Source organism: Rhizobium sophorae, from assembly GCF_013087515.1.
GTDB classification, from domain to species: Bacteria; Pseudomonadota; Alphaproteobacteria; order Rhizobiales; family Rhizobiaceae; genus Rhizobium; species Rhizobium sophorae.
The window spans coordinates 110641-130704 of the sequence record NZ_JABFCN010000045.1 but is presented as its reverse complement, the minus strand read 5'-3'; the positions used below and the strand labels follow the sequence as shown (position 1 = coordinate 130704).

The 20064-nt window shown below is 61.6% G+C and carries 21 protein-coding genes; 5 read left to right on the top strand and 16 right to left on the bottom strand.

Going from position 1 to position 20064, the window contains the following annotated elements:
- Position 1: 1 nt before the first annotated feature.
- The 8 genes from G9X64_RS23485 to G9X64_RS23450 all read right to left on the bottom strand — a co-directional run bounded on the left by G9X64_RS23485 (position 2) and on the right by G9X64_RS23450 (position 7961).
- The gene (locus G9X64_RS23485; protein WP_168311015.1) at positions 2–1864 is read right to left on the bottom strand and encodes an adenylate/guanylate cyclase domain-containing protein; all 1863 of its coding nucleotides are present in this window, start codon (positions 1862–1864) and stop codon (positions 2–4) included.
- Positions 1854–3170, bottom strand: coding sequence for an NAD(P)/FAD-dependent oxidoreductase (locus G9X64_RS23480; RefSeq protein WP_168311014.1), 1317 nt, complete (start codon positions 3168–3170; stop codon positions 1854–1856). The genes G9X64_RS23485 and G9X64_RS23480 overlap by 11 nt, the downstream gene beginning before the upstream one ends.
- Positions 3171–3173: 3 nt before the next feature.
- Positions 3174–3647, bottom strand: coding sequence for a DoxX family protein (locus tag G9X64_RS23475; protein ID WP_168311013.1), 474 nt, complete (start codon positions 3645–3647; stop codon positions 3174–3176).
- Between the two features lie 14 nt (positions 3648–3661).
- Entirely contained in the window at positions 3662–4447 is a 786-nt protein-coding gene (locus tag G9X64_RS23470) for an HvfC/BufC family peptide modification chaperone (protein WP_168311012.1), read from the bottom strand.
- Positions 4437–5462: an MNIO family bufferin maturase gene (gene bufB / locus G9X64_RS23465; protein ID WP_168311011.1), complete on the bottom strand. Its 1026-nt coding sequence runs from the start codon at positions 5460–5462 to the stop codon at positions 4437–4439. Before bufB ends, G9X64_RS23470 begins: the two co-directional genes overlap by 11 nt.
- Positions 5463–5503: 41 nt before the next feature.
- Positions 5504–5773, bottom strand: coding sequence for a BufA1 family periplasmic bufferin-type metallophore (locus G9X64_RS23460; protein WP_003545955.1), 270 nt, complete (start codon positions 5771–5773; stop codon positions 5504–5506).
- A 242-nt stretch (positions 5774–6015) separates the two neighbouring features.
- Positions 6016–7095 (bottom strand): patatin-like phospholipase family protein, encoded by a 1080-nt coding sequence (locus G9X64_RS23455; RefSeq protein WP_168311010.1) that lies wholly within the window; start codon positions 7093–7095, stop codon positions 6016–6018.
- 35 nt (positions 7096–7130) lie between these two features.
- On the bottom strand, positions 7131–7961 hold the full coding sequence (locus tag G9X64_RS23450; protein ID WP_168311009.1) for a 3-hydroxybutyrate dehydrogenase: 831 nt from the start codon (positions 7959–7961) through the stop codon (positions 7131–7133).
- A 177-nt stretch (positions 7962–8138) separates the two neighbouring features.
- Between G9X64_RS23450 and G9X64_RS23445 the strand changes: the two genes are divergently transcribed.
- From G9X64_RS23445 to G9X64_RS23430, 4 genes are all read left to right on the top strand, one after another.
- Entirely contained in the window at positions 8139–9035 is an 897-nt protein-coding gene (locus G9X64_RS23445) for a LysR family transcriptional regulator (RefSeq protein ID WP_168311008.1), read from the top strand.
- A 193-nt stretch (positions 9036–9228) separates the two neighbouring features.
- Complete coding sequence (locus G9X64_RS23440; RefSeq protein WP_171377450.1) at positions 9229–9720, top strand: cupin domain-containing protein; 492 nt, start codon at positions 9229–9231, stop codon at positions 9718–9720.
- Between the two features lie 87 nt (positions 9721–9807).
- Positions 9808–11022: an MFS transporter gene (locus G9X64_RS23435; protein ID WP_168311006.1), complete on the top strand. Its 1215-nt coding sequence runs from the start codon at positions 9808–9810 to the stop codon at positions 11020–11022.
- Positions 11023–11247: 225 nt separating this feature from the next.
- Positions 11248–11463: a hypothetical protein gene (locus G9X64_RS23430; protein ID WP_168310947.1), complete on the top strand. Its 216-nt coding sequence runs from the start codon at positions 11248–11250 to the stop codon at positions 11461–11463.
- A gap of 130 nt (positions 11464–11593) precedes the next feature.
- On the opposite strand, the gene G9X64_RS23425 is transcribed toward G9X64_RS23430, so the two are convergent.
- From G9X64_RS23425 to G9X64_RS23400, 6 genes are all read right to left on the bottom strand, one after another.
- Positions 11594–12733, bottom strand: coding sequence for a PAS domain-containing sensor histidine kinase (locus G9X64_RS23425; protein WP_168311005.1), 1140 nt, complete (start codon positions 12731–12733; stop codon positions 11594–11596).
- Positions 12733–13521: an alpha/beta fold hydrolase gene (locus tag G9X64_RS23420; RefSeq protein ID WP_168311004.1), complete on the bottom strand. Its 789-nt coding sequence runs from the start codon at positions 13519–13521 to the stop codon at positions 12733–12735. Before G9X64_RS23420 ends, G9X64_RS23425 begins: the two co-directional genes overlap by 1 nt.
- Before the next feature lie 132 nt (positions 13522–13653).
- Positions 13654–14190, bottom strand: coding sequence for a GXWXG domain-containing protein (locus tag G9X64_RS23415; protein WP_168311003.1), 537 nt, complete (start codon positions 14188–14190; stop codon positions 13654–13656).
- 139 nt (positions 14191–14329) lie between these two features.
- On the bottom strand, positions 14330–14893 hold the full coding sequence (locus tag G9X64_RS23410; RefSeq protein WP_168311058.1) for a biotin transporter BioY: 564 nt from the start codon (positions 14891–14893) through the stop codon (positions 14330–14332).
- Between the two features lie 27 nt (positions 14894–14920).
- Positions 14921–15529 (bottom strand): energy-coupling factor transporter transmembrane component T family protein, encoded by a 609-nt coding sequence (locus G9X64_RS23405; protein WP_168311002.1) that lies wholly within the window; start codon positions 15527–15529, stop codon positions 14921–14923.
- Entirely contained in the window at positions 15529–16203 is a 675-nt protein-coding gene (locus tag G9X64_RS23400; RefSeq protein ID WP_168311001.1) for an energy-coupling factor ABC transporter ATP-binding protein, read from the bottom strand. Before G9X64_RS23400 ends, G9X64_RS23405 begins: the two co-directional genes overlap by 1 nt.
- A 129-nt stretch (positions 16204–16332) precedes the next feature.
- Here G9X64_RS23400 and G9X64_RS23395 point away from each other — a divergent pair, with 129 nt between their 5' ends.
- The gene (locus tag G9X64_RS23395) at positions 16333–17523 is read left to right on the top strand and encodes a winged helix-turn-helix domain-containing protein (protein ID WP_168311000.1); all 1191 of its coding nucleotides are present in this window, start codon (positions 16333–16335) and stop codon (positions 17521–17523) included.
- Between the two features lie 239 nt (positions 17524–17762).
- Here G9X64_RS23395 and ribB read toward each other — a convergent pair whose 3' ends face one another.
- Together ribB and aroC are read right to left on the bottom strand one after the other, a co-directional pair.
- Positions 17763–18866, bottom strand: coding sequence for a 3,4-dihydroxy-2-butanone-4-phosphate synthase (ribB, locus tag G9X64_RS23390; RefSeq protein ID WP_171377449.1), 1104 nt, complete (start codon positions 18864–18866; stop codon positions 17763–17765).
- 12 nt (positions 18867–18878) lie between these two features.
- Positions 18879–19976, bottom strand: a complete 1098-nt coding sequence (gene aroC, locus G9X64_RS23385; RefSeq protein WP_168310998.1) for a chorismate synthase — start codon at positions 19974–19976, stop codon at positions 18879–18881.
- Positions 19977–20064 lie beyond the last annotated feature (88 nt).

The following is a 20064-nucleotide window of genomic DNA, read 5'->3' as shown; positions in this document are numbered from 1 at the left end:
CTCAAATGGGGGGCGATTTCCGGTCCAGGGTAAAGATCGGCACCGGTTGCGATTTGCCGCGCACCACCGTCTCTCCGAGCGAGCGGGCATCGAGCCGCCCGTCTGCCCGTTCCCACGTCTCGCCACTCAACACGATTTCAACGCCTTTGTCTTTGGCGACGCCGACCAGGCGGCTTGCGAGGTTTACGACATCGCCAATCGCCGTGTAGCTCAGGCGTTCGGCCGAGCCGATATTGCCGACGAGTGCCGTCCCGCTGTTGATGCCGATCCTGACCCGCACTGCGTCGTGCTGGGGCGCGAGCGGCGGGATGGCATGCATCGCGTCGCGGATCGCGGCCGCCGCACGGCAGGCACGCGACGCGTGCTCGGGCTCGTCGTTCGGGGCATTCCAGATCGCCATCACAGCGTCGCCGATGAATTTGTCGACCGTGCCGCCCTCGGCATGGATCGCGGCGATGGAAAGCGTGAGGAAGCGGGTGAGATGCGGTTCGATACCGGCGCCGAGTTCCTCGGTCATCTCCGTAAAGCCTGGCAAGTCGGCGAAGAGAACCGTGATGTCGGTGAGCTTGCCGCCAGGCCTCGGCTCGATGCCGCCGTTGACAAGCGGCCTGACGACATCGAGCGGCATGAAGCGGGCGAAGGCCGATAGCCCCGAAGACATCCGTTTCAGCGCGACGGAGAAGTCATTGAGTTCAACCAGCAAGGTGGGCGTGTGGCTGACGGCATCGAGTTCGAAACGTTCGACCGCATGCAGCTGTTGGGCAAGGCGGGCAAGCGGCCGGGCGAAAAGCATGCGGGCGAAGACAATCGCGGTGACAGCGGCGAGGAGCGCGATGCCAGCGACGATGAACAACACGCGCTTGGTGTTCTCATCGATATCGCCGGCAAAGGTGGAGCGCGGAATGGCCGTCAGCAGCCGCCAGTCTTCAAACGGCAGCGCGCTGGATGAAATAAAGACCGGCCCGAGAGCGGCACTCTCCTGCAGCGTGCGGAAGACGCTTTGAGGATTGGTTCGGCGCGCGGCTGCGACGGCGGCAGAAAGCACGTCGGTCTTTGGAAAATCCGCGAGATGGGCGGCCATGACCCCGTCCGACGGTTCGGATGTAGCGAGGACCACATCGTCCTTCGCGAGCACATAGACTTTGCTCTCCGGGGGAATGTTGAGACCCTGCAACGTCAGCGACAGTTGTCGCAGGCTGACCGCTACCATGACGACACCTTCGAGCCGCCCGAAGGCTTCGACCTGTTTTGAAAGAACGATCGACGGCTCGAAACCGCTTGGCAATATGTCCACGACGGTCCAGGCCGGATCCCTGCTCTCCTTGCCCTTGCGATACCAGGACGAGCCCTCCGTCACATAAGCGCTCTCGGTCTTGACGCGCTCTTCGAAGAATATGTCGCCGGGGATCGGCTTGTATCGGTCACGGCGCAGCGTGCGAGGTTCGCCGGGCGCGGCTTTGCCGATTTCGATCATCTCGATCCGGCCATCGGGGGCGGCATGTGAGCCGAAGAAGCGCCCATCGGTGAAACTGAACCCAATCCAGGCGATCGCCGGCTGCTCGCGCAGCAGCGAGAGAAATAGGAACTCGCGCTTGACCTCGTCATCGGGCTTGATGGCGCCCTGGAAGAAGATGGAGCGGATTATTTCCGCGGTGCTCGATACGAGTGCGAGTTGCGAGGCGAGTTCGTTGCGGACAGCCCCAGTGCTCTGCGCATCGAGGGCCGCCACGACATTATCGACATTGGCACTCGCGGTGCGTTGCCAGATCAGATGTACGAGGACCGCCGTCGAGATGACGGCGAGCAGCAGCAGCATAGTGACTGCGCGGCCCATCTTCACGCGTGGAAGAAAATCAGCGCTCATGGCGGTCGGTGATGAGGCGGGCGCTCCGCTCGTAGCGAAGATAGGCCAGGCCCCAATCCATGAAAACCACGAGGCGATTGCGGAAACCGACGAGGAACCAGAGATGGGCGAGGTTCCAGACCAGCCAGGCCGAAAACCCCGACAACCTGATCCGCCCGAAATCGGCGACCGCCGCCTTGCGGCCGATCGTGGCGAGATTGCCGAAATGCCGATAGCGGAACGGCTCGACCGGATTGCCCGCGATGAGCGCCTGGATGGCATGCGCGGCATGCTCGCCCATCTGCTTGGCGGCCGGCGCTGTGCCTGGCACGGGGCGGCCATCCTCGCTCTTCGCCGCGGCGGTATCGCCGATGACGAAGATGTTGTTGTGGCTGGGGACATTCAGCCGTTCGTCGACCACCGTGCGGCCGGCGCGGTCCGCCCCTGCGCCGAGCCATTTGGCCGCTTTGGATGCCGTGACACCTGCGGCCCAAAGCACGCATGCCGAACGGATGTGGCGGCCGTCGGCGAGCATGACGCCTTCGCCATCGCAATGGGTGACGGCAGCGGTGGGCAACACTTCGACGCCCAGGCTTTCGAGCTGGCGCTGCGCCTTTGCCGACAGGCAGGCCGGCATGGTGGGCAGGATACGGTTGCCGGCTTCGACCAGTACGACACGCGCCGAAGCGGCATTGATGTGACGGAAGTCGCGAACCACGACCTTGTGGGCAAGTTCGGCAATCGCGCCGGCCATTTCGACGCCTGTCGGGCCGCCGCCGACCACAACGAAGGTCAGTAACGCCGCGCGCCGCTGATCATCCTCGGTGACTTCGGCGCGTTCGAAAGCGGAGAGAATCCGGGCCCGGATCTCAGTCGCATCGCCTATCGTCTTGAGGCCCGGCGCGCTTTCGGCCCACTCCTCGTGTCCGAAATAGGCATGACGGGCGCCGGTGGCGACTACAAGATAGTCGTAGGGGATGGCGCGCTCTACGGTGTGAACAAGCTGCATGGCTGTCTCGATCCGCTCGACCCTTTGCATCAATACCGTCACATTCTTCTGGCGCGACAGGATGCGGCGGATCGGCATCGCGACTTGCGCGGGGGATAGGCCTGCAGTCGCCACCTGGTAGAGCAGCGGCTGGAAGAGGTGATAATTGCGACGGTCGACGACGGTGATATCGACCTGGATATTCTTGAGCGTCATGGCTGCGGCAAGACCGCCGAAGCCGGCACCGAGAATGACCACGCGCGGGCTGCCATTCCCGGGCATTGGGCGGATCATGTTAGGCGCACCGCCCGTCATCGCGCCCTCGGCTTCGATCCGCATGGATCAGCGCTCCCGCGAGAAAAAGCGGCCGGCGAGATGGTCGAGCGAGATGGCGCCCGCGCCTCGCGCGAAAATCAGCAGCAGCGGAGCCGCCCAGGTCAGATGTTCGCCCCAATGCGCGGGATAGACGAAGATCTGGATCGTCGCCACGACCCCAAGCAGCATAAGCGCTGCGAGACGCGAGAAGAGGCCGAAGAAGATCAGGATTGCACCCGACAGTTCGGCGGCCGTGGCGAGCAGGGCTGCGACACCGGGATCGAGCACCGGCAGACGGTATTCGAACGCGAAGAGCTGGAGCGTGACGGGCCAGGAGGCGAGCTTGCTCTGCGACGATTGCCAGAACACGTTCGCAACAGTGAGCCGCGAGACGAGCTGCACCGCCGAAAGCGGCACGGATGAGGCCAGCCGGAGTGCCTGCGAATAAAGGCTGGCGAAGCCGCCTCGTTCGGGCACGGATGTCGGGGTCATCATGGTCATCGATCCATTCCTTGTCAGTTGATATTTGCAGGTTGGTGACGGACGCGCGTGACAAGTCCGTCGGCAAACAGACCGCCGAGCGAGGCGACGAGGTCGAAATTCTGATCGCGCGCGGCGGCTTTTTTGACGGCATGTTCAAGTCCACGGCCGCTCTTCAGCGCCTGCAGAAAGGCGTAATGGGCGCCGTTGAGGCGGAGAAAGCGAACGCTGTCTTGGTTCCGCCACAGCGCGATCCGCTGCGGTTGCCTTCTGATGTCGCTAAGCTGATCCAGATCGCCGCTTGCCTGGTGTGCCGACCAGATGTCGAGCGCCGGCCAGCGGCAAAAGAGCAGTCGCAAAGACCGTTGGAGGATCAGGTCGGGTATGGTGTCTTTGCCACCCCGGGAGAGTTCCGCCATATTCGCAGGCGGCAGCGCCGGCGCATCGAGCGCCTCGGCGATCAGCCATTCAAGCCGCGCCGTATCGGCGATGAAGGGCATAGGCTTGAGGTCTTCGAGTCGGCCGAGGAAATCGGCGAAGTCGCTGCCATAGCATACCAGCCGCGCTTCGGACGGCGGGCTCACACGAATGAAGCTTGCCGCAATATGGCGGAAATAACGCTCTCCAATCAGGCTGACGGCGACAGGAAAGACGGACACGAGCGTGGCACTCAGCGATGCGAATGTGTTGTTGCGGTAGATGTTGAAGCGGCGCATCGGATCGAAGCGGCCGCCTTTATCGAACGAGGGGGCGAGATCCGGCCCTCGACGGTTAAGAATAGCATCCGCGACGGCGCGCTGCAGTTCGAGTTCAGACAGCATGACGCGCCCTCCGAGTGACGGAGTTGCTTGCGAAAACCGATGGGGTGATCGTCGTCAAGGCCGAGATCGCAGGCATGGCGCCGCGTGTGAGATTGCTCGTGGAGGGCAGCTCGATACCGCGGAACTCGCGGTCCCGCTGCTGGGCGATCTGCGGCGCACCACGCTTCTCGAAACCGATCGAGGCGGCCATCATATCGGCCCACATTGCTTCGCCGAGCAGCACATCGAGCGCCGGAACCTCGGTGTCCCATTCAATCAGCGTCGGGCGTGGGCCGATCTTGCGCAGCACATGCGCATAGAGCGACCAGACGGCCGGCGGCACGCGGGAGCCGTGATCGTCGATCAGCACGATGTCGCCCTCGACCTCGTTGACTGCATGGCCGGCGAGATGGATTTCGCCGATGGCATCGGCGGGCAGGTCGTCGATGAAGGCCCTGGCGTCGAAATCGAGATTGCAGGCCGAGACATAGACATTGTTGACGTCGAGCAGGAGGCCGCAACCGGTACGCTTGACGAGCTCGGCGAGGAATTGCGCCTCGGTCATGGTGGAGTTAGCAAACGCGATATAGGCCGACAGGTTCTCGATGAAGACGCGGCGCTGCAGCCTGTCCTGCAACTGGTCGACATTGGCCGCAACGATATCGAGCGCATCTTCGTCGTAGCGGAGCGGCAGGAGATCGTTGAGATAGGCGCCGTCGGCAACGCTCCAGGCCAGATGTTCCGAGACCAATGCTGGCTGAAACCGGATGCACACGCTCCGCAACCGTTCCAGATGGTCCCGATCAAGGCCCGAAGCGCTGCCCAGCGAGAGACCGACGCCATGCACCGACAGCGGATAGGTCTCGCGCAAATTTTCCAAAGCATCGACAGCGGCGGAATCGCCCATGTAGTTTTCAGCATGGACCTCCAGCCATCCCGCCGAAGGCCGGCGGGAGATCATATCGGAAATATGCGGGGAGCGCAGACCAATGCCCGCGGCATCCGGCACTGGAAGATTGGGAAATATCTTGGACATTGGTCACTCCTTCATATGGGTTGAATGAAGCTCGGGAGGCCTCAGGCCTTTGGTTCGATCGCGCCGCCGGAAATCTTGGCGCAGGTGCCGGCCGGCACATAGACCCAGGCATCACCCTGGTTGTCGGCCGTCGAGGTGCCGGCGCAGGAGTGGGTGGCCGTCTGGCAATCGTTAAGGCCGGCCTTGACGACGCCGTAGCATTTCTCGAACGAGAATTCAGGCTGTGCAGCAGGGCCGGCAAAGGCGCTGGAGGCAGCCATGGAGGTGATGGCCGCAAGAGCGGAGCCGATGAGGATGCGGGTCGAGTTCATGGAAATGTCTCCTGGTTGAGTTTGGATCAAACCGGTTTCCGGCTTGACTGAATTACTTTCCCGCATTGCCGGTGATGTTTGAAATGCTGTTGCGGCATGGTTTTCATAGACTGGCGCTATGCGCGGCGGCGGCTGCCGAGAAGCCAAAAAATACCCCCGGGGCGACCGGGGGGGGAGGAAGTGGCATGCAGCGAGGGACCGAGCGGACCGAACCGGCGACGCGGAAGGAACTCCTTGGAAAATCAGAGATATCGTTCGCGAATGTCGACTGTCGAGCGCCTGCCGATGTCCTGGTAGTTGGCCAGCAGCCACATGTCGGCGCATTCCCGGCCGCGGTCGCGCAGATCGACCAACGCCCCCCAATCGGCATTGAGCTTGCTCGACACGGAAAGGCTCTTCATCGTCTCGTCATCGGAGATGCCGTGCACGAAGATGCGCTTGAGATTGCCGGTACTTTCCGGGGATGCATCAATCAAATCGGTGACGAAAGCCACCGCCCGCATTTCCCGCAGCAGCGACGAATTGAAACTGATCTCGTTGATGCGATTGAGTATCTCGGAGGCGGTGTGTGGCACCTCGGCACGCTCGATCGGATTGATATGGACGACCAGCACATCCGGCGTGTCGCAGCCATAGATCAGCGGAAAGATCGCCGGATTGCCCATATAGCCGCCATCCCAGTAGGACTCGCCGTCGATTTCGACAGCCTGAAACAGGAAAGGCAGACAGGCCGAAGCCATGATGGCATCGATCGAGAGCTCGTCATTGCCGAACACCTTGACCTTGCCGGTCCGGACATTGGTGGCGCAGATGCTGAGCTTCACCGGGCAGCGCGCCATCCGGATAGCATCCATGTCGACCGATTGCTCCAAGATCTGCCGGAGCGGATTGAAATTGAATGGGTTGAATTGGTAGGGCGACATCAGCCGCGTCACCATGTCGAAGATCATGAAGGCCGGCGAGAATTCCAGCGCCCGAGATCCGGTCACCCTGTCGAAGATCGTCGGCTGCAGAGGCCCGGATGCCGATGCATGGCTGACGCGCCGCCAGAAATTGGCGAGTGCGGTCTGCGCCCCACTCCGCCCGCCTTCGGCCAGGCCATAGGCCAGCACCGCGGCATTCATCGCGCCGGCGCTGGTTGCGACAATGCCTTCGAAGGACAGGTTCGGCTCGTCGAGCAGCCGGTCGAGCACACCCCAGGTGAAGGCGCCATGCGCGCCTCCGCCCTGGAGCGCCAGATTGAGCGTCCGCGGCCCTCGCTTAGGGGAGGCGACACCTGCACCGTCGGCGCTCATTTTCTTCACGTCTGCGTGCTTGTTCATGCTCGTCACTCCCTGATTTGCACTGGTTGACATGTTCAATGCGCCGTCCACCCGCCATCGACCGGAATGGCCGTGCCGGTGATGGAACTTGCCAGGTCGCAGCAGAGAAAGACGCTGAGCGCGCCCATTTCCTCGACGGTTGCGAAACGCTTGGTCGGCTGGTTCTTGAGAAAAACGTCGCGGATCACTGCGTCGCGTGCGATGTTATGCGACTTCGCCTGCGCGTCGATCTGCTGCTCGACAAGCGGTGTCCAGACATAGCCCGGGCAGATTGCATTCGACGTCACGCCGAACTCGGCACCCTCAAGTGCAATCGACTTGGTGAACCCCACCATGCCGTGCTTTGCTGCGACATAAGCCGACTTGAAGGGCGAGGCGACAAGGCCGTGAGCTGAGGCGACATTGATGATGCGGCCATAACCGCGCTCGCACATGCCGTCGAAAGTGGCCTGGACAAGATGAAAGGCGGCCGACAAGTTGATCGCCATAATCGCATCCCACTTCTCGGGTGGAAATTCGCCTATGGGAGAGACATGCTGGATGCCGGCATTGTTGACGATGATATCGACCTGGCCGAACCGGGCCTGTGCGCGCTCCACCATCATCAGGATAGCGTCGCGCTTCGACATATCGGCGCTGTCATAGGCGACATCGACATCGTTGCCTTCGGCCATCTCGGCTCGCAACGTTTCTATCTCGGCCGGATCGCCGAAACCATTGAGCATGATCGAGGCGCCCGACCTTGCCAGCGCATGGGCAATGCCAAGGCCGATGCCGCTGGTCGAGCCCGTCACGATCGCCGTACGACCCTCGAGCATCTTCCGGCCAGCCAGGGATTCGGTTTCTGTAGCAAGCAGATTGAGCATCGCATTCTCCATTTTAGGCGCCACGACGTGTAGCTTCCCGTTCAAAATGGCGCGGCTGCAGTCATAAGAGAAATGCCGCTCGCTAATGGAATTGATAATTCAGTGGCATTGGCGGAAGATAGCGCTCGGGACCAGAATAGATGCACTGGCATACATTTTGGTTATTGGGGAGCGGATATGGATATTCATCACATCCGGTATTTTCTGGCCGTTTGCGAAACACGCAACTTCACGCGCGCGGCGCAGAACTGCAATGTCACCCAGCCCGCGCTGAGCCGCGCCATTCAGCAGCTCGAGGACGAGGTGGGCGGGCTGCTTTTCCGTCGCGAACGGAACCTCACCCACATCACCGATCTCGGCAACCTATTGCGTCCGCGTTTCCAGCAAGTGCAGGACGAGCTTTTAGGCGTCAAAACCGAGGCGTCGAAATTTCTCTGCCTCAACGATGCGCACCTCAAGGTCGGCATCATGTGCACGATCGGACCGCGGCGCTTTACTGGCCTGCTCACCGACTTCAACATGCGCCACAAGGGCATCCAGCTCCAACTCGTCGAGGGCATTCCGGCCAAGTTGTCGGGCTTGCTGGAACAGGGCGATCTCGATATCGCGATCATGTCGAGCGCCGACAATTTTCCGGAACGCTTCGATGTGACGCCGCTGTTTCGGGAACGGTTCATGCTGGCCTTTCCGTCGGGGCACCGGCTCAGTCAATACGATGCCATTCCGATCGCCGCGATTGATGGCGAGATCTATCTTCGCCGTGTCAATTGCGAGTACTGGGACTACCTGACAGATCTCTGCGACGCCCAAGGCGTGAGCACTATCGTCTCCTATTCGAGCGAACGGGAGGATTGGATTCAGAATCTTGTCGCCGGAGGGCTCGGTATCTGTTTCATTCCGGAATACAGCGCGGTCGTGCCTGGCCTGCAAGTCCGGCCCGTCGCCGAACCGGAGGTGACCCGCGAAGTCTGCCTTGTCACCGTAACTGGCCGCCGCTTCTCCCCCGCCGTCTCGACTTTCGTCAGCGCGGTCAAATCTTACGGTTGGGCCACGCTGCCAAGCCGCTCGCATTGAAAGCATAACGAATGCAATGATTTGTGCTCCGTGTCCTGGCGATGTGGGGGCGTCCGCACGTCCTGCGTTTCACGATAGCTTCAGGCTATGGAATTGAGAATAAGGTGGCATTTCTCATTCGCCATCGAGCTCTCCATGCTCCTTGTCATGCCCGGCGCGAACGCTTCATCCGGGCTCAACAAGGAGAACTCTGATGAAATTCGACCTCAATGCCAAGCGCGTGACACTCGCCACCGTCCTCACTCTCGCATCCTTCACCGCCATCCCGACCGGCTATGCCCATGCCGGCGAATGCCCGGTTGATCAGGTCGCCGAAAACGGCATGCAGCCCGGCGAAATGATGCCGAAGAACGTGACCGACGAGGTCATTTCTTCGATCGATCTCGCCTCCAAGGGCGATGCCTGGAAGAACAGTGCCCTACGCATGCGCAAGCTCGTCGTGCAGCCCGGTGGCGTCGTGCCGTGGCATTCGCATGAGGCTCGCCCGGCCAATATCCTGATCGTTTCGGGTGCGATCACCGAATACCGCAGCACTTGCAAAGTGCCGATCGAGCACAAGGCCGGCGACGTGACTGCCGAATTCGGCATGCTGTCGCATTGGTGGAAGAACAATGGCAGCGAGCCGGCTGTCCTCTATTCCGCCGACATCCTGACCTCGGAAGCGCAAAAGCACGAATCCATGTGAGCTGCTCCCAGGCTCGCTGAAAGGCGTCTCCGGTCCCGCCAGATCGGAGATGCCGCACCACCTCATCCAACTGTTGGAGCGATCGCTATGACCGGCATCGAGCACGTCCTCAATCCGCCGCGCGCAAATCTCGGAGCCGACACCGATCGTTGGCGCTTTGCCGTCATCGCGCTGATCGCCTTCCTGACGCTGGTCGATCTCTTCGCGGCCCAGGCAATCCTGCCCGCACTTGTCGAGAAATTCCAGGTCAGTCGCGCCGCCATGGGCTTTGCCGTCAATGCAAGCACTTTCGGCATGGCCGTCGCCGGCCTTGGCATTGCCTACTTCGGTCGCAGGATCGATCACCGCAGCGGCATCTGGATCAGCCTTGCGCTGCTTTCCCTTCCCACGACAGCTCTCGCCTTTACCCACGATCTGAAAGTCTTTGCCGCTCTCCGTATCGTCCAGGGCCTCTGCATGTCGGCAGCCTTCACACTGACCATTGCCTATCTGTCGGAACACTTCTCGCCAACCCAGGCGACAGGCGCGTTGGCGGCCTATGTGACCGGCAACGTCGCGAGCAACTTCTTCGGTCGCATCCTCTCCGCAGTAGTGGCCGGGTTCGGTGGGCTTGAAATCAACTTCCTCACCTTCGCGGCCCTCAACATCGCCGGCGCGCTGCTTGTGCGGCTCACCCTCAAAAAGACCTCGGCCATGATGCAGACCAGCGAAGACGGATCATTCAACATGCGCCGCTGGACCTATCATTTCGCCGATGGTGAGCTGCGCCGTGTCTTCGCGATCGGCTTCCTCATCCTTTTCGCCTTCATCGGAACCTTCACCTATGTGAATTTCCAACTCGTGGCTCTCGGCCTGTCGCCGATGACGCTCGGCCTCGTTTATCTGGTATTCCTGCCGTCGATGCTGACCACGCCGATGGCTGGCAAGCTCGCGGTACGAATAAGGGCAAAACTCGGGATTATCTCGACGCTTGGGCTCGCCATTGCCGGCCTCGCGGCACTTCTGAGTGTCAGCTTGCCTCTGGTGTTGGCGGGACTGGCGCTTGTGGCAATAGGGACATTTCTCGCCCAAGCGATCGCCACCGGATTGGTTGGCCGACGCGCAGTCACGGACAAGGCGGGCGCCAGCGGAATCTACCTCGCCTCCTATTACACCGGGGGTCTCGCAGGCAGCCTAGTACTCGGCCAGATCTATGACCACGTGGGCTGGCCGGCCTGTGTCGGCGTGCTCGTCGCAGCGCTGCTAGCAGCCATCGTCATCGCCGTTCCCATCGGCTCAATGCCCGGTCCATCCCGGCGATAATCCGGGGTCATTGAAACGAACATCGAACGGCCTTCTCCATGTTCGCATCCATCAGGCGAAGGACGAACCGGTGAATGCGGTCCTTGGCTGCTGATGCAACGGCCCGCGCTTTACGTGCCCTAAAATGTCATAAAAGTTTCATATTCGGACTATTGCCCGGATCAAGAAATTAATCCACTATTTTAGTAGGAAATTAGATTTCCTGAAACGAATGAAGGAGAATGATTGAATATATTTCTTGTGGTAACCGGGCTCGTTGGATGCGTCGCACTGATCTTTGCGCTGATCGCAAGGGCAGAAAGAGGCGCCACCACCCAGACCGCCGCAAACACCAAACGCAGATGGGGCAATTCGGGAGGCTCGGGCGATGGAGGTGGAGGCTGGTTCGATGCCTCAGGCGGCTGTGATGGCGGTGGCGGAGATGGTGGAGGAGGAGACTAAATCAAACTGAACTCGATAGAATGCCCGACCGCCTCAAGGCGGTTTTTTGTTGCCCGGATTCCGGCTGCCCGGCTGCCGAGACGCGTCAACCGGATCGTCGGTCCATACCGGCGCGGCTTGAGCGCCGCGGTCAATCCAGGGGCATCACAAAGGTGAAGCGCGTCTCCTTGTCATCGGAACTGACCGTGATCGTCCCGCCATGGGCGCGGGCGATTTCCGAGGCGATGTGCAGACCGAGCCCCAATCCTCTTGGACTTGTCCCGGCTTCGCCTTTGAAGAAAGGTTGAAAAAGCCGTGTCATCGCATCGCTGGAAATCGGAGCGCCGCCATTGGCGATCCAAAGCTCCAGTCTTCCGTCGAGGGTTGCCGCAGATAGCCGCACCGGTTCGTCCGGCGTCCCATGGGTCAGGGCATTTCCCAAGAGATTGGACACCAACTGGCCAATCCGGCTGCTGTCGCAATTTATAGGGCCGACTAATTCGATGCTCACCTCAATCCTGCGGTCGAGGTGACTATAGTGGAGTTCTTCGATGACCTGCCGCAGGAGCGGCTCGAGCTCCTCCGCTCGCCTGTCGAGCACGATGCCGCCACCCAATCGTGCACGCGCGAAGTCGAGGACGTTGTCGATCAGGCCAGACATGCGAACGACGCTGCCCTGCATCAAATCGAGAACTTTAGTCGAGCGATCGCTCTGCTCTTCCTTTCGCAACATACGCGCCGCAGCGGCAATCGAGGCAAGCGGATTGCGCAGGTCATGGCCAAGGATGGCGATGAACTGCTCCCGCAACTCGGCGGTTTGCTGTTCAAAGGCGAGTTTGGCTTTGATCGTGGCGCCGGCAGCATCCGCGGCTGCGCGCGCGTCGACCAACTCCCGTTCATAACGGCGACGCTCGGCAGCCTGGAACATCGTCACGCGGGTGAAAAGCAGGGCGCCGTCTTCGGCACGTCTTTCCATGGCATTGGCGAGCACAGGCAGCTTTCTGCCGTCCACTGTGACAAGATCAAGGGCAACCTCGTTGAAAAACCCTTGCATGCGCAGCAAAGGCGCAAAATGGGTCTCGTAGAATATACGGCCCGACGTGTTGAGCAGGTCGTGAAGTCGTTTGCCGAGGAGCTGATCGGCAGGGATGCCGATCCAGGTCGACAGCGTTCTATTCACCTTGACGATGCGCCCGTCGGGCTGCAGCGAAAGATAACCGCATGGCGCGTTTTCGTACAGGTCCTCCAGGTCTTCCGCCGGCATGGCGACCTGCGTGTGGGGACCGTTCATCAGACGAACCGCCGGATTGCAGAGATGACCTCGTCGGGGGCGCTGAGGTTAGGGCAGTGGCCACTCGCGTTCAGCACGACCAATTGACTGTTTGGGACCTGCCGATGGACGAATTCACCGACCTCTTCGGAGGCGATGATATCATCGCGGCATTGAAGGATCAGCGTTCTGGCGGTGACCTCAGGAAGGTCGCTGCGATTGTCCGACGTAAATGTCACCCGTGCGAACGCCTTGGCGATGTCCGGATCGGTGCGGCAGAAGCTATTTGTCAGCTCTTCGCTGAGTTCCGGTCGATCGGGATTGCCCATGATGGCGGGCGCCATGGCGGCAGACCACCCCATATGGTTGTCATCCAGCGACGTCAGCAGGTCGTCTATATCCGCCGCTCTGAAGCCGCCGATATAATCACCGTCGTTGATATAGCGCGGCGACGGCCCGACAAGGACCAGGCTTTCAAACAGTTCCGGTGCCTGCAGCGACGCGATGACGCCGATCATCGCGCTGACCGAGTGCCCGACGAAGACCGTTTGCCTCAGGCCGAGTGCCCGGCAAATTTCCACGAGGTCGTCCGCATAACCTGCCAATGAAGAATATTTTCGGGCGTCATAAGCCGTAAGATCGGATCGTCCCGCGCCGACATGATCGAACAGCACTGTCTTGAAATCGCCTTCGAAGGCCGGCGCCACGAAGCGCCACATATTCTGATCGCACCCGAATCCATGCGAAAAGACCATCGCACGCTGGCCATCGCCCCGGACTTGAACATGATTGCGATCGATGACGGTCATCTCGTCCTCTTCCCTGCTTTCATAGCATGTTCCGCCTGTCTTGGATTGAGGAAGGATCGGGGAGGCAAAGGGTTCGATGGTCGTGTGACATGATATTCCAGAAGGCGGCCGTCCGGCCGTTTGCTGCATGCCTCAGTCCATCACTTTCCGCAGCTTGAAGAAGAATCGCCGAGAGTCGTCCCGCACGCACATCATTCCGGCAATCTCGTCATCGTCAATCCTCCGGAAGTAGTCCACGATCGGCTGTTTGTCGTAGATCATCGCCGCCGTTTCGATGTCGTCGAGCGCCTGAAGCCGCAACGAAGCGGTCGTGCCTCTCGCGCGAAGCAGTTTCTGCAGGTAGGAGAACCAACTGCGGGCGACGAATGTCCGGCCAAAGGGCGCTATCTTGATCGCCAGCCCAATGGGTAAGAAACTTGGCTCGAGCGCCACGAGCCGGCCCGGTCTCCACGTGAAGAGCAGGGCGTCCGCCCGCATGTCGGAATGGAAACGCTTGCCAAACCAGTTGAGATTCTCGAGCACGCCGTCCAGTGGATGACCCGACGGAATCCCGACGCCCCTCCAAAGACCGACCATGTCCTTTGGCTGGACGGGCTCCAGCGACCGGAACCAGGCGGCCATCTCCTCCTGCCGGTCGCCTCGCATGGTTTCTCCTTCACGGATGTTCATTGCGGAAAAATGAAAAGAAGGTTTGGAAGTTCCCGTTCATGTCGACCGGAAGCGACTTCTGGGAGGGCTCTACGTCTTTAAGCCCAACGGCCCCCGAAAGGGCCATTGGGGCATTCAACAGACAGGACCCATCTATGCCCTAGGCGCGCGCCGGCAGCAGGGGATAGCCGACCATGACGGCGCGGCCGAGCAGGGCTGCGACGAAAGCCTTGATCACATCGCCGGGAATGAAGGCCATAGAGCCGACAAAGGCTTTTGTGAAGCCGAGGCCGGCGACGGTGGCGAGATAGGCGATGCCGAAGGCGTAGAGCACGACGATGCCGCCGGCCATGGCGGCGAGGAAGAAGCTCACCGTCTGCACCAGCGCGGATTGCTGATGGTTGACCAGCCGTTCGCTGAGGTAGCCGGTGACGAAGGCGGCAAAGATCCAGCCGATCAGGAAGCCGGCCGTTGGCGACGCGAAGATCGCAAGCCCGCCGCGGCCGCCGGAAAGCACCGGCAGGCCGATCGCCACCAGCACCAGCACGATCAGCACGGCAATCGCGCCGCGCCGGGCGCCGAGCACGACGCCGGCCATCATGACGCCGAGGGATTGGGCGGTGATCGGCACCGGAATGAAGCCGAGCGAGATCGGCGGCAGCAGGCCGAGCGCCACGATGATCGCGGCAAAGAGGGCGGTAAGAACGAGGTCGCGGGTGCTCATCATCATGAATTCCGTATTTATCAATCGTTAACTCACATGCCGCCGAATGCCGCGCGCGTCAATCGCCGCGGCGATATTATCCGCATCCTTAAGGGTCAGGATGATCAGCGGCGCAAGCAGCGTTATCGGCCGGACCTTCAGCCCGCGCGCCCTGTGCGCCTCGCGAATCGCCTGATAACGGCCGACGATCTCAGGTACGAAACGCAGCACCAGCCCAAGCGCCAGGCCGATATCGTCGGCCTGCACCCAGCCTATGCGTTCGAGCGGGCGGGCAAGCGACGTTACCTCGTCGATGAACTCGGTGATCGAGGTCGTCGCCGTCACGGTCGCGGCGAGCAGCATCAGCGCCGTCAGCCGCAGCAGGGGTACCAGCGCCTCCTGCCAGGGATTGAAGATCAGGTTGAAGAGCGCGACGACCGCAATCGTCAGGAAGATCGGCCGCAACCGCCTGAGCGCATCGGCAAGCGGCAGGCCGACCAGGCCATAGAGAACCGCCGTCAGCAGCACGGCGCTCGAAAGCAGCAAGAGGTTATCGCTGATGAACAGGAGGATGCCGAAGGCCGTCAGCGACAACAGTTTTAGGCGCGGCGAGAGCCGGTGCATTACGCTGTTGCCTTCGACATAGAGCGACTGCATCAGGCGGCGATCTCCTTGTAGCGGGCGATTGCTTCCGCAGCCGGCGCATCGGCGGCAAGCTGCCCTTCATGAAACAGCAGCACCCGCTCGAAATCGGCGATCAGCTCCAGATCATGCGTGATGATGATGGCGCTTTCCGGCAGCCCGGCGATAATCCCTTCGACCAGCGCCCGGTTCTTGAGATCGAGCTGGTTGGTCGGCTCATCGAGGATCAGAATGCCAGGCCCCGTTGCCAGCACCGAGCAGAGGGCGGCCACCTGCAACTCGCCGCCGGAAAGCTCGTGCGCGCGCCGATCGGCCAGCGCCTCAGCGCCGAAGCGGGCCAGCACGCCCTCGACCTTTGCCTCGATCTCCGCCTTGGTGAAACCGCGCCGCTTCAGCCCGAAGGCGATGTCGTCTTTGACGATCGGCAGGATGATCTGGTTCTGCGGCGACTGGAAGATGAAGCCGACATCGGCCACCGCAGTCTTCTCGTCGCTCGTGTCGCGGCCGTTGACGGTGACGCGGCCGACCGACGGTTTGGTCAACCCGTTGATCAAACGCGCGAAAGTCGTCTTGCCCGAGCCGTTCAGCCCGATGACGCCGATACGTTTTCCACCGATGCCAAGCGTCAGCGGCTGCAGCGCCACCCGTGCCCCGAAACTGACCCCGGCGCCTTCGAAACGAATATCCAAACCAATCCCTCGCATCCACGCGATCCCGCTTCTATACGGGGAATCCCCGGTGATGAAAGAGTAAATCTCGCTGTCGATTTTGGGTCGATATCGGGTGGCTAGGAAGATTTTCCGGATTATGATGTGGCCATGACGAATCTGCTTTCCAATTCCGACGCCCGCCGTGTCTTTCTTGCCAAGCAGGGCCTCAGCGCTCCGCCGAACCGCGCCTTGACCAAGGCCGGCCTGCTGCAGCTCATCCATGAACTGGGTTTCGTCCAGGTGGACAGCATCCAGACGGTGGAGCGGGCGCATCATCAGATCCTGTTTTCCCGCAACCAGACCTATAGGCGCGAGCATCTGACCGCGCTGCTCGAAAAGGATGGCGCGCTGTTCGAGCACTGGACACATGACGCCTCGATCTTGCCGAGCGCCTTTTTCGTCTATTGGAAGCATAAGTTCCGCCATCAGGAAAAGGTGATCGTCGAGCGCTGGCGCAAATGGCGCGGCGAGGGCTTCGAGGCGGCTTTCGCAGAGACCTATGAGCGCGTTGAGCGCGATGGCGCGATCCTCGCCCGCGACATCAAGGCCGATGGACACGTTTCCGGCGGCTGGTGGAACTGGCATCCGAACAAGACGGCGCTCGAATATTTCTGGCACACCGGCAAGTTTGCGATCGCCGGCCGTTCGAACTTCCAGAAGATCTATGATCTGGCGGAACGGGTCATCCCGGCCGAATTCCGCGAGCCGGAGGTGAGCCGCGAGGAATTCGTCGACTGGGCCTGCCGCAGCGCGCTTGCCCGCCTCGGCTTCGCCACCCATGGCGAGATATCGGCCTTCTGGAACCTGGTCTCGCCCGATGAGGCCAAGGCCTGGGTGGCTGCCCATCGCGACGAGCTGACCGAAGTGCTGATCGAACCGGCGCTCGGCGGCAAGGCGCGCCCATCCTGGGCTTTTGCCGATTTCCTCTCGACCCTCGACACTTACCCCGGCGCGCCGCCCCGCATCCGCGTGCTCAGCCCTTTCGACCCGATGATTCGCGACCGCAACCGCACCGAACGCCTGTTCGGCTTCTTCTACCGCATCGAAGTCTTCGTGCCCGAGCCGAAGCGCGAATACGGCTATTACGTCTTCCCGCTCCTCGAAGGCGACCGGCTGATCGGCCGCATCGACATGAAGGCGGATCGGAAGAAATCGACCCTCGACGTCAAGCGGCTCTGGCTGGAACCGGGCGTGAAACCTTCGGCCGGGCGATTGGAAAGGTTGGAAGCGGAGTTGGAGCGGGTTGCGCGGTTTGCGGGTGTGGAGAAGGTGGTGTTTTTGGAGGGGTGGAGGGGGTAATCCCTTCTCCCCTGCGGGGGTCCGAAGGACGGGTCGAGACCCGTGGCTCGACCCCGGTCGGTGGCGGCAGCCGGAAGAGGGGGCTGCATGCACGCCGCTCAATATTGCCCTTCGCTTCCGCTCAGTGCACTCGCTCCTAACGTCGCTCACCCCTCATCTGTCCTTCGGACATTGACCGCGGTTGAGCCACGGGTCTCAACCCGTCCTTCGGACCCCGCTGGAAAGAAGGGTAGGAGCCCTCAGCAGATCTCCGTCGTGCTGATCTTGATGCCGAAACCTTCGAGGCCGACATAGTGGCGCTCGCGGCTGGTGAGCAGCTTGATCGAGCTGACGCCGAGGTCTTTGAGGATCTGGGCGCCGAGGCCGATTTCCAGCCATTCGCTGTCGCGCGTCTGGGCTTCGGCATGGGCTTCTCGGCCCTGGTTGCGGGCCTTGCGGCCGTTGTCGTGGTGGCCGACGCCGACCGAGCCTTCGCGCAGATAGACGATGACGCCGCGGCCTTGCTCGGCAATCTTCTTCATGTAGAAATCGACCGGGCTGTTCTTGCCGAAGAGATCCTCGGCGACATTCTCCGGATGCAGGCGCACCGGGATGTCGACGCCGTCGCGGATGTCGCCGAAGACGACGGCGAGATGCTGCATCGGGTCCCAGGGCAGAGAATAGGTATGGGCCTTGGCATTGCCGAAAGGCGTCTCGATGTCGAAACTGGTGCCGAGTTCGATCAGCGTTTCCTTGCGCTGGCGATAGGCGATGAGGTCGGCGACGGAGACGAGCTTCAGCCCGTGCTGTTCGGCAAAGTCCACCACCTGCGGGCCGCGCGTCACCGTGCCGTCGTCGTTGACCAGTTCTGAGATGACGCCGATCAGCGGCAGGCCGGCGAGCTTGCAGAGGTCGACGGCCGCTTCGGTATGGCCCGAGCGCATCAGCACGCCGCCTTCGCGGGAAACCAGCGGGAAGATGTGGCCGGGACGGACGAAATCGGAAGCGCCGACATTCGGATTGGCGAGGTTGCGCACCGTCAGCGTCCGGTCGTCGGCGGAGATGCCGGTCGTCGTGCCGTGCTTGAAATCGACCGAGACGGTGAAGGCCGTGGTGTGGGCCGAATCGTTTTCCGCCACCATGGCGTTGAGGTTGAGGCGTTTGGCCTCTTCCTTCGGCATCGGCGCGCAGACGATGCCGGAGGTGTGGCGCACGATGAAGGCCATCTTCTCCGGCGTGCAATGCACGGCGGCGACGATCAGGTCGCCTTCGTTCTCGCGGTCATTGTCGTCCATGACGACGACGATCTCGCCGGCCTCGAAGGCCCTTATGGCGTCGACGACGCGCTTCTGATCATAAGACATGGGAGAGCGCTCCTATTTCAGACGGCCGGTCTGGCCGCGGTCGCGAAGATAATGGTCAGCGATGGCGCAGGCGACCATCGCCTCGCCGATCGGCACGGCGCGGATGCCGACGCAGGGATCGTGCCGGCCCTTGGTGCGGATATCGACATTCTTGCCCTCCGCATCGATCGACTGGCGTTCGGTCAGGATCGACGAGGTCGGCTTGACGGCAAAACGCGCCACCACCGGCTGCCCGGTGGAGATGCCGCCGAGAATACCGCCAGCATTGTTGGAAAGGAAGATCGGCGTGCCGTCATTGCCCATGCGCATCTCGTCGGCATTGTCTTCGCCTGAGGTTTCGGCGGCGGCAAAACCATTGCCGATTTCGACGCCCTTGACGGCGTTGATCGACATCAGCAGCGAGGCGATATCCTGGTCGAGCTTGGCATAGATCGGCGCGCCGAGGCCGGCCGGCACACCTTCGGCGATCACTTCGATGACCGCGCCGATCGAGGAGCCGTTCTTGCGGATGCCGTCGAGATATTCCTCCCAGACCGGGACGATTGCGGCATCGGGCGAGAAGAACGGGTTCTGCCCGACCTGGTCCCAGTCCCAGTTGCGGCGGTCGATCTTGTGTTTGCCGATCTGCACCAGCGCGCCGCGTACGGTGACGCCAGGCACGACAAGGCGGGCGATGCCGCCGGCGGCAACGCGTGCGGCGGTCTCGCGCGCCGAGGAACGGCCGCCGCCGCGATAGTCGCGAATGCCGTATTTGAGGTCATAGGTGTAATCGGCATGGCCGGGGCGATATTGCCGGGCGATCTCGCCGTAATCCTTGGAGCGCTGGTCGGTGTTTTCGATCAGCATCGAGATCGGCGTGCCGGTGGTCGTCATCGTCTCGCCGTCGGTGTCCAGCATGACGCCGGACAGCACCTTCACCAGATCGTCCTCGCGCCGCTGCGTCACGAAGCGGGATTGTCCGGGCTTGCGCTTGTCGAGCCAGACCTGCAGTTCCTCGAGCTTGAAGCTGAGCCCCGGAGGGCAACCGTCGACGACGCAGCCGAGCGCCGGACCATGGCTTTCGCCCCAGGTTGTTACGCGGAAAAGGTGACCGAATGTATTGTGCGACATGTGTTCCGACCGGTGGCGCGCCGAAGCCGATCGCTGCCGGCCGCGCCATTGCTTGAAAAGGCGCGACACTCATAGGCCAAAAAACCGC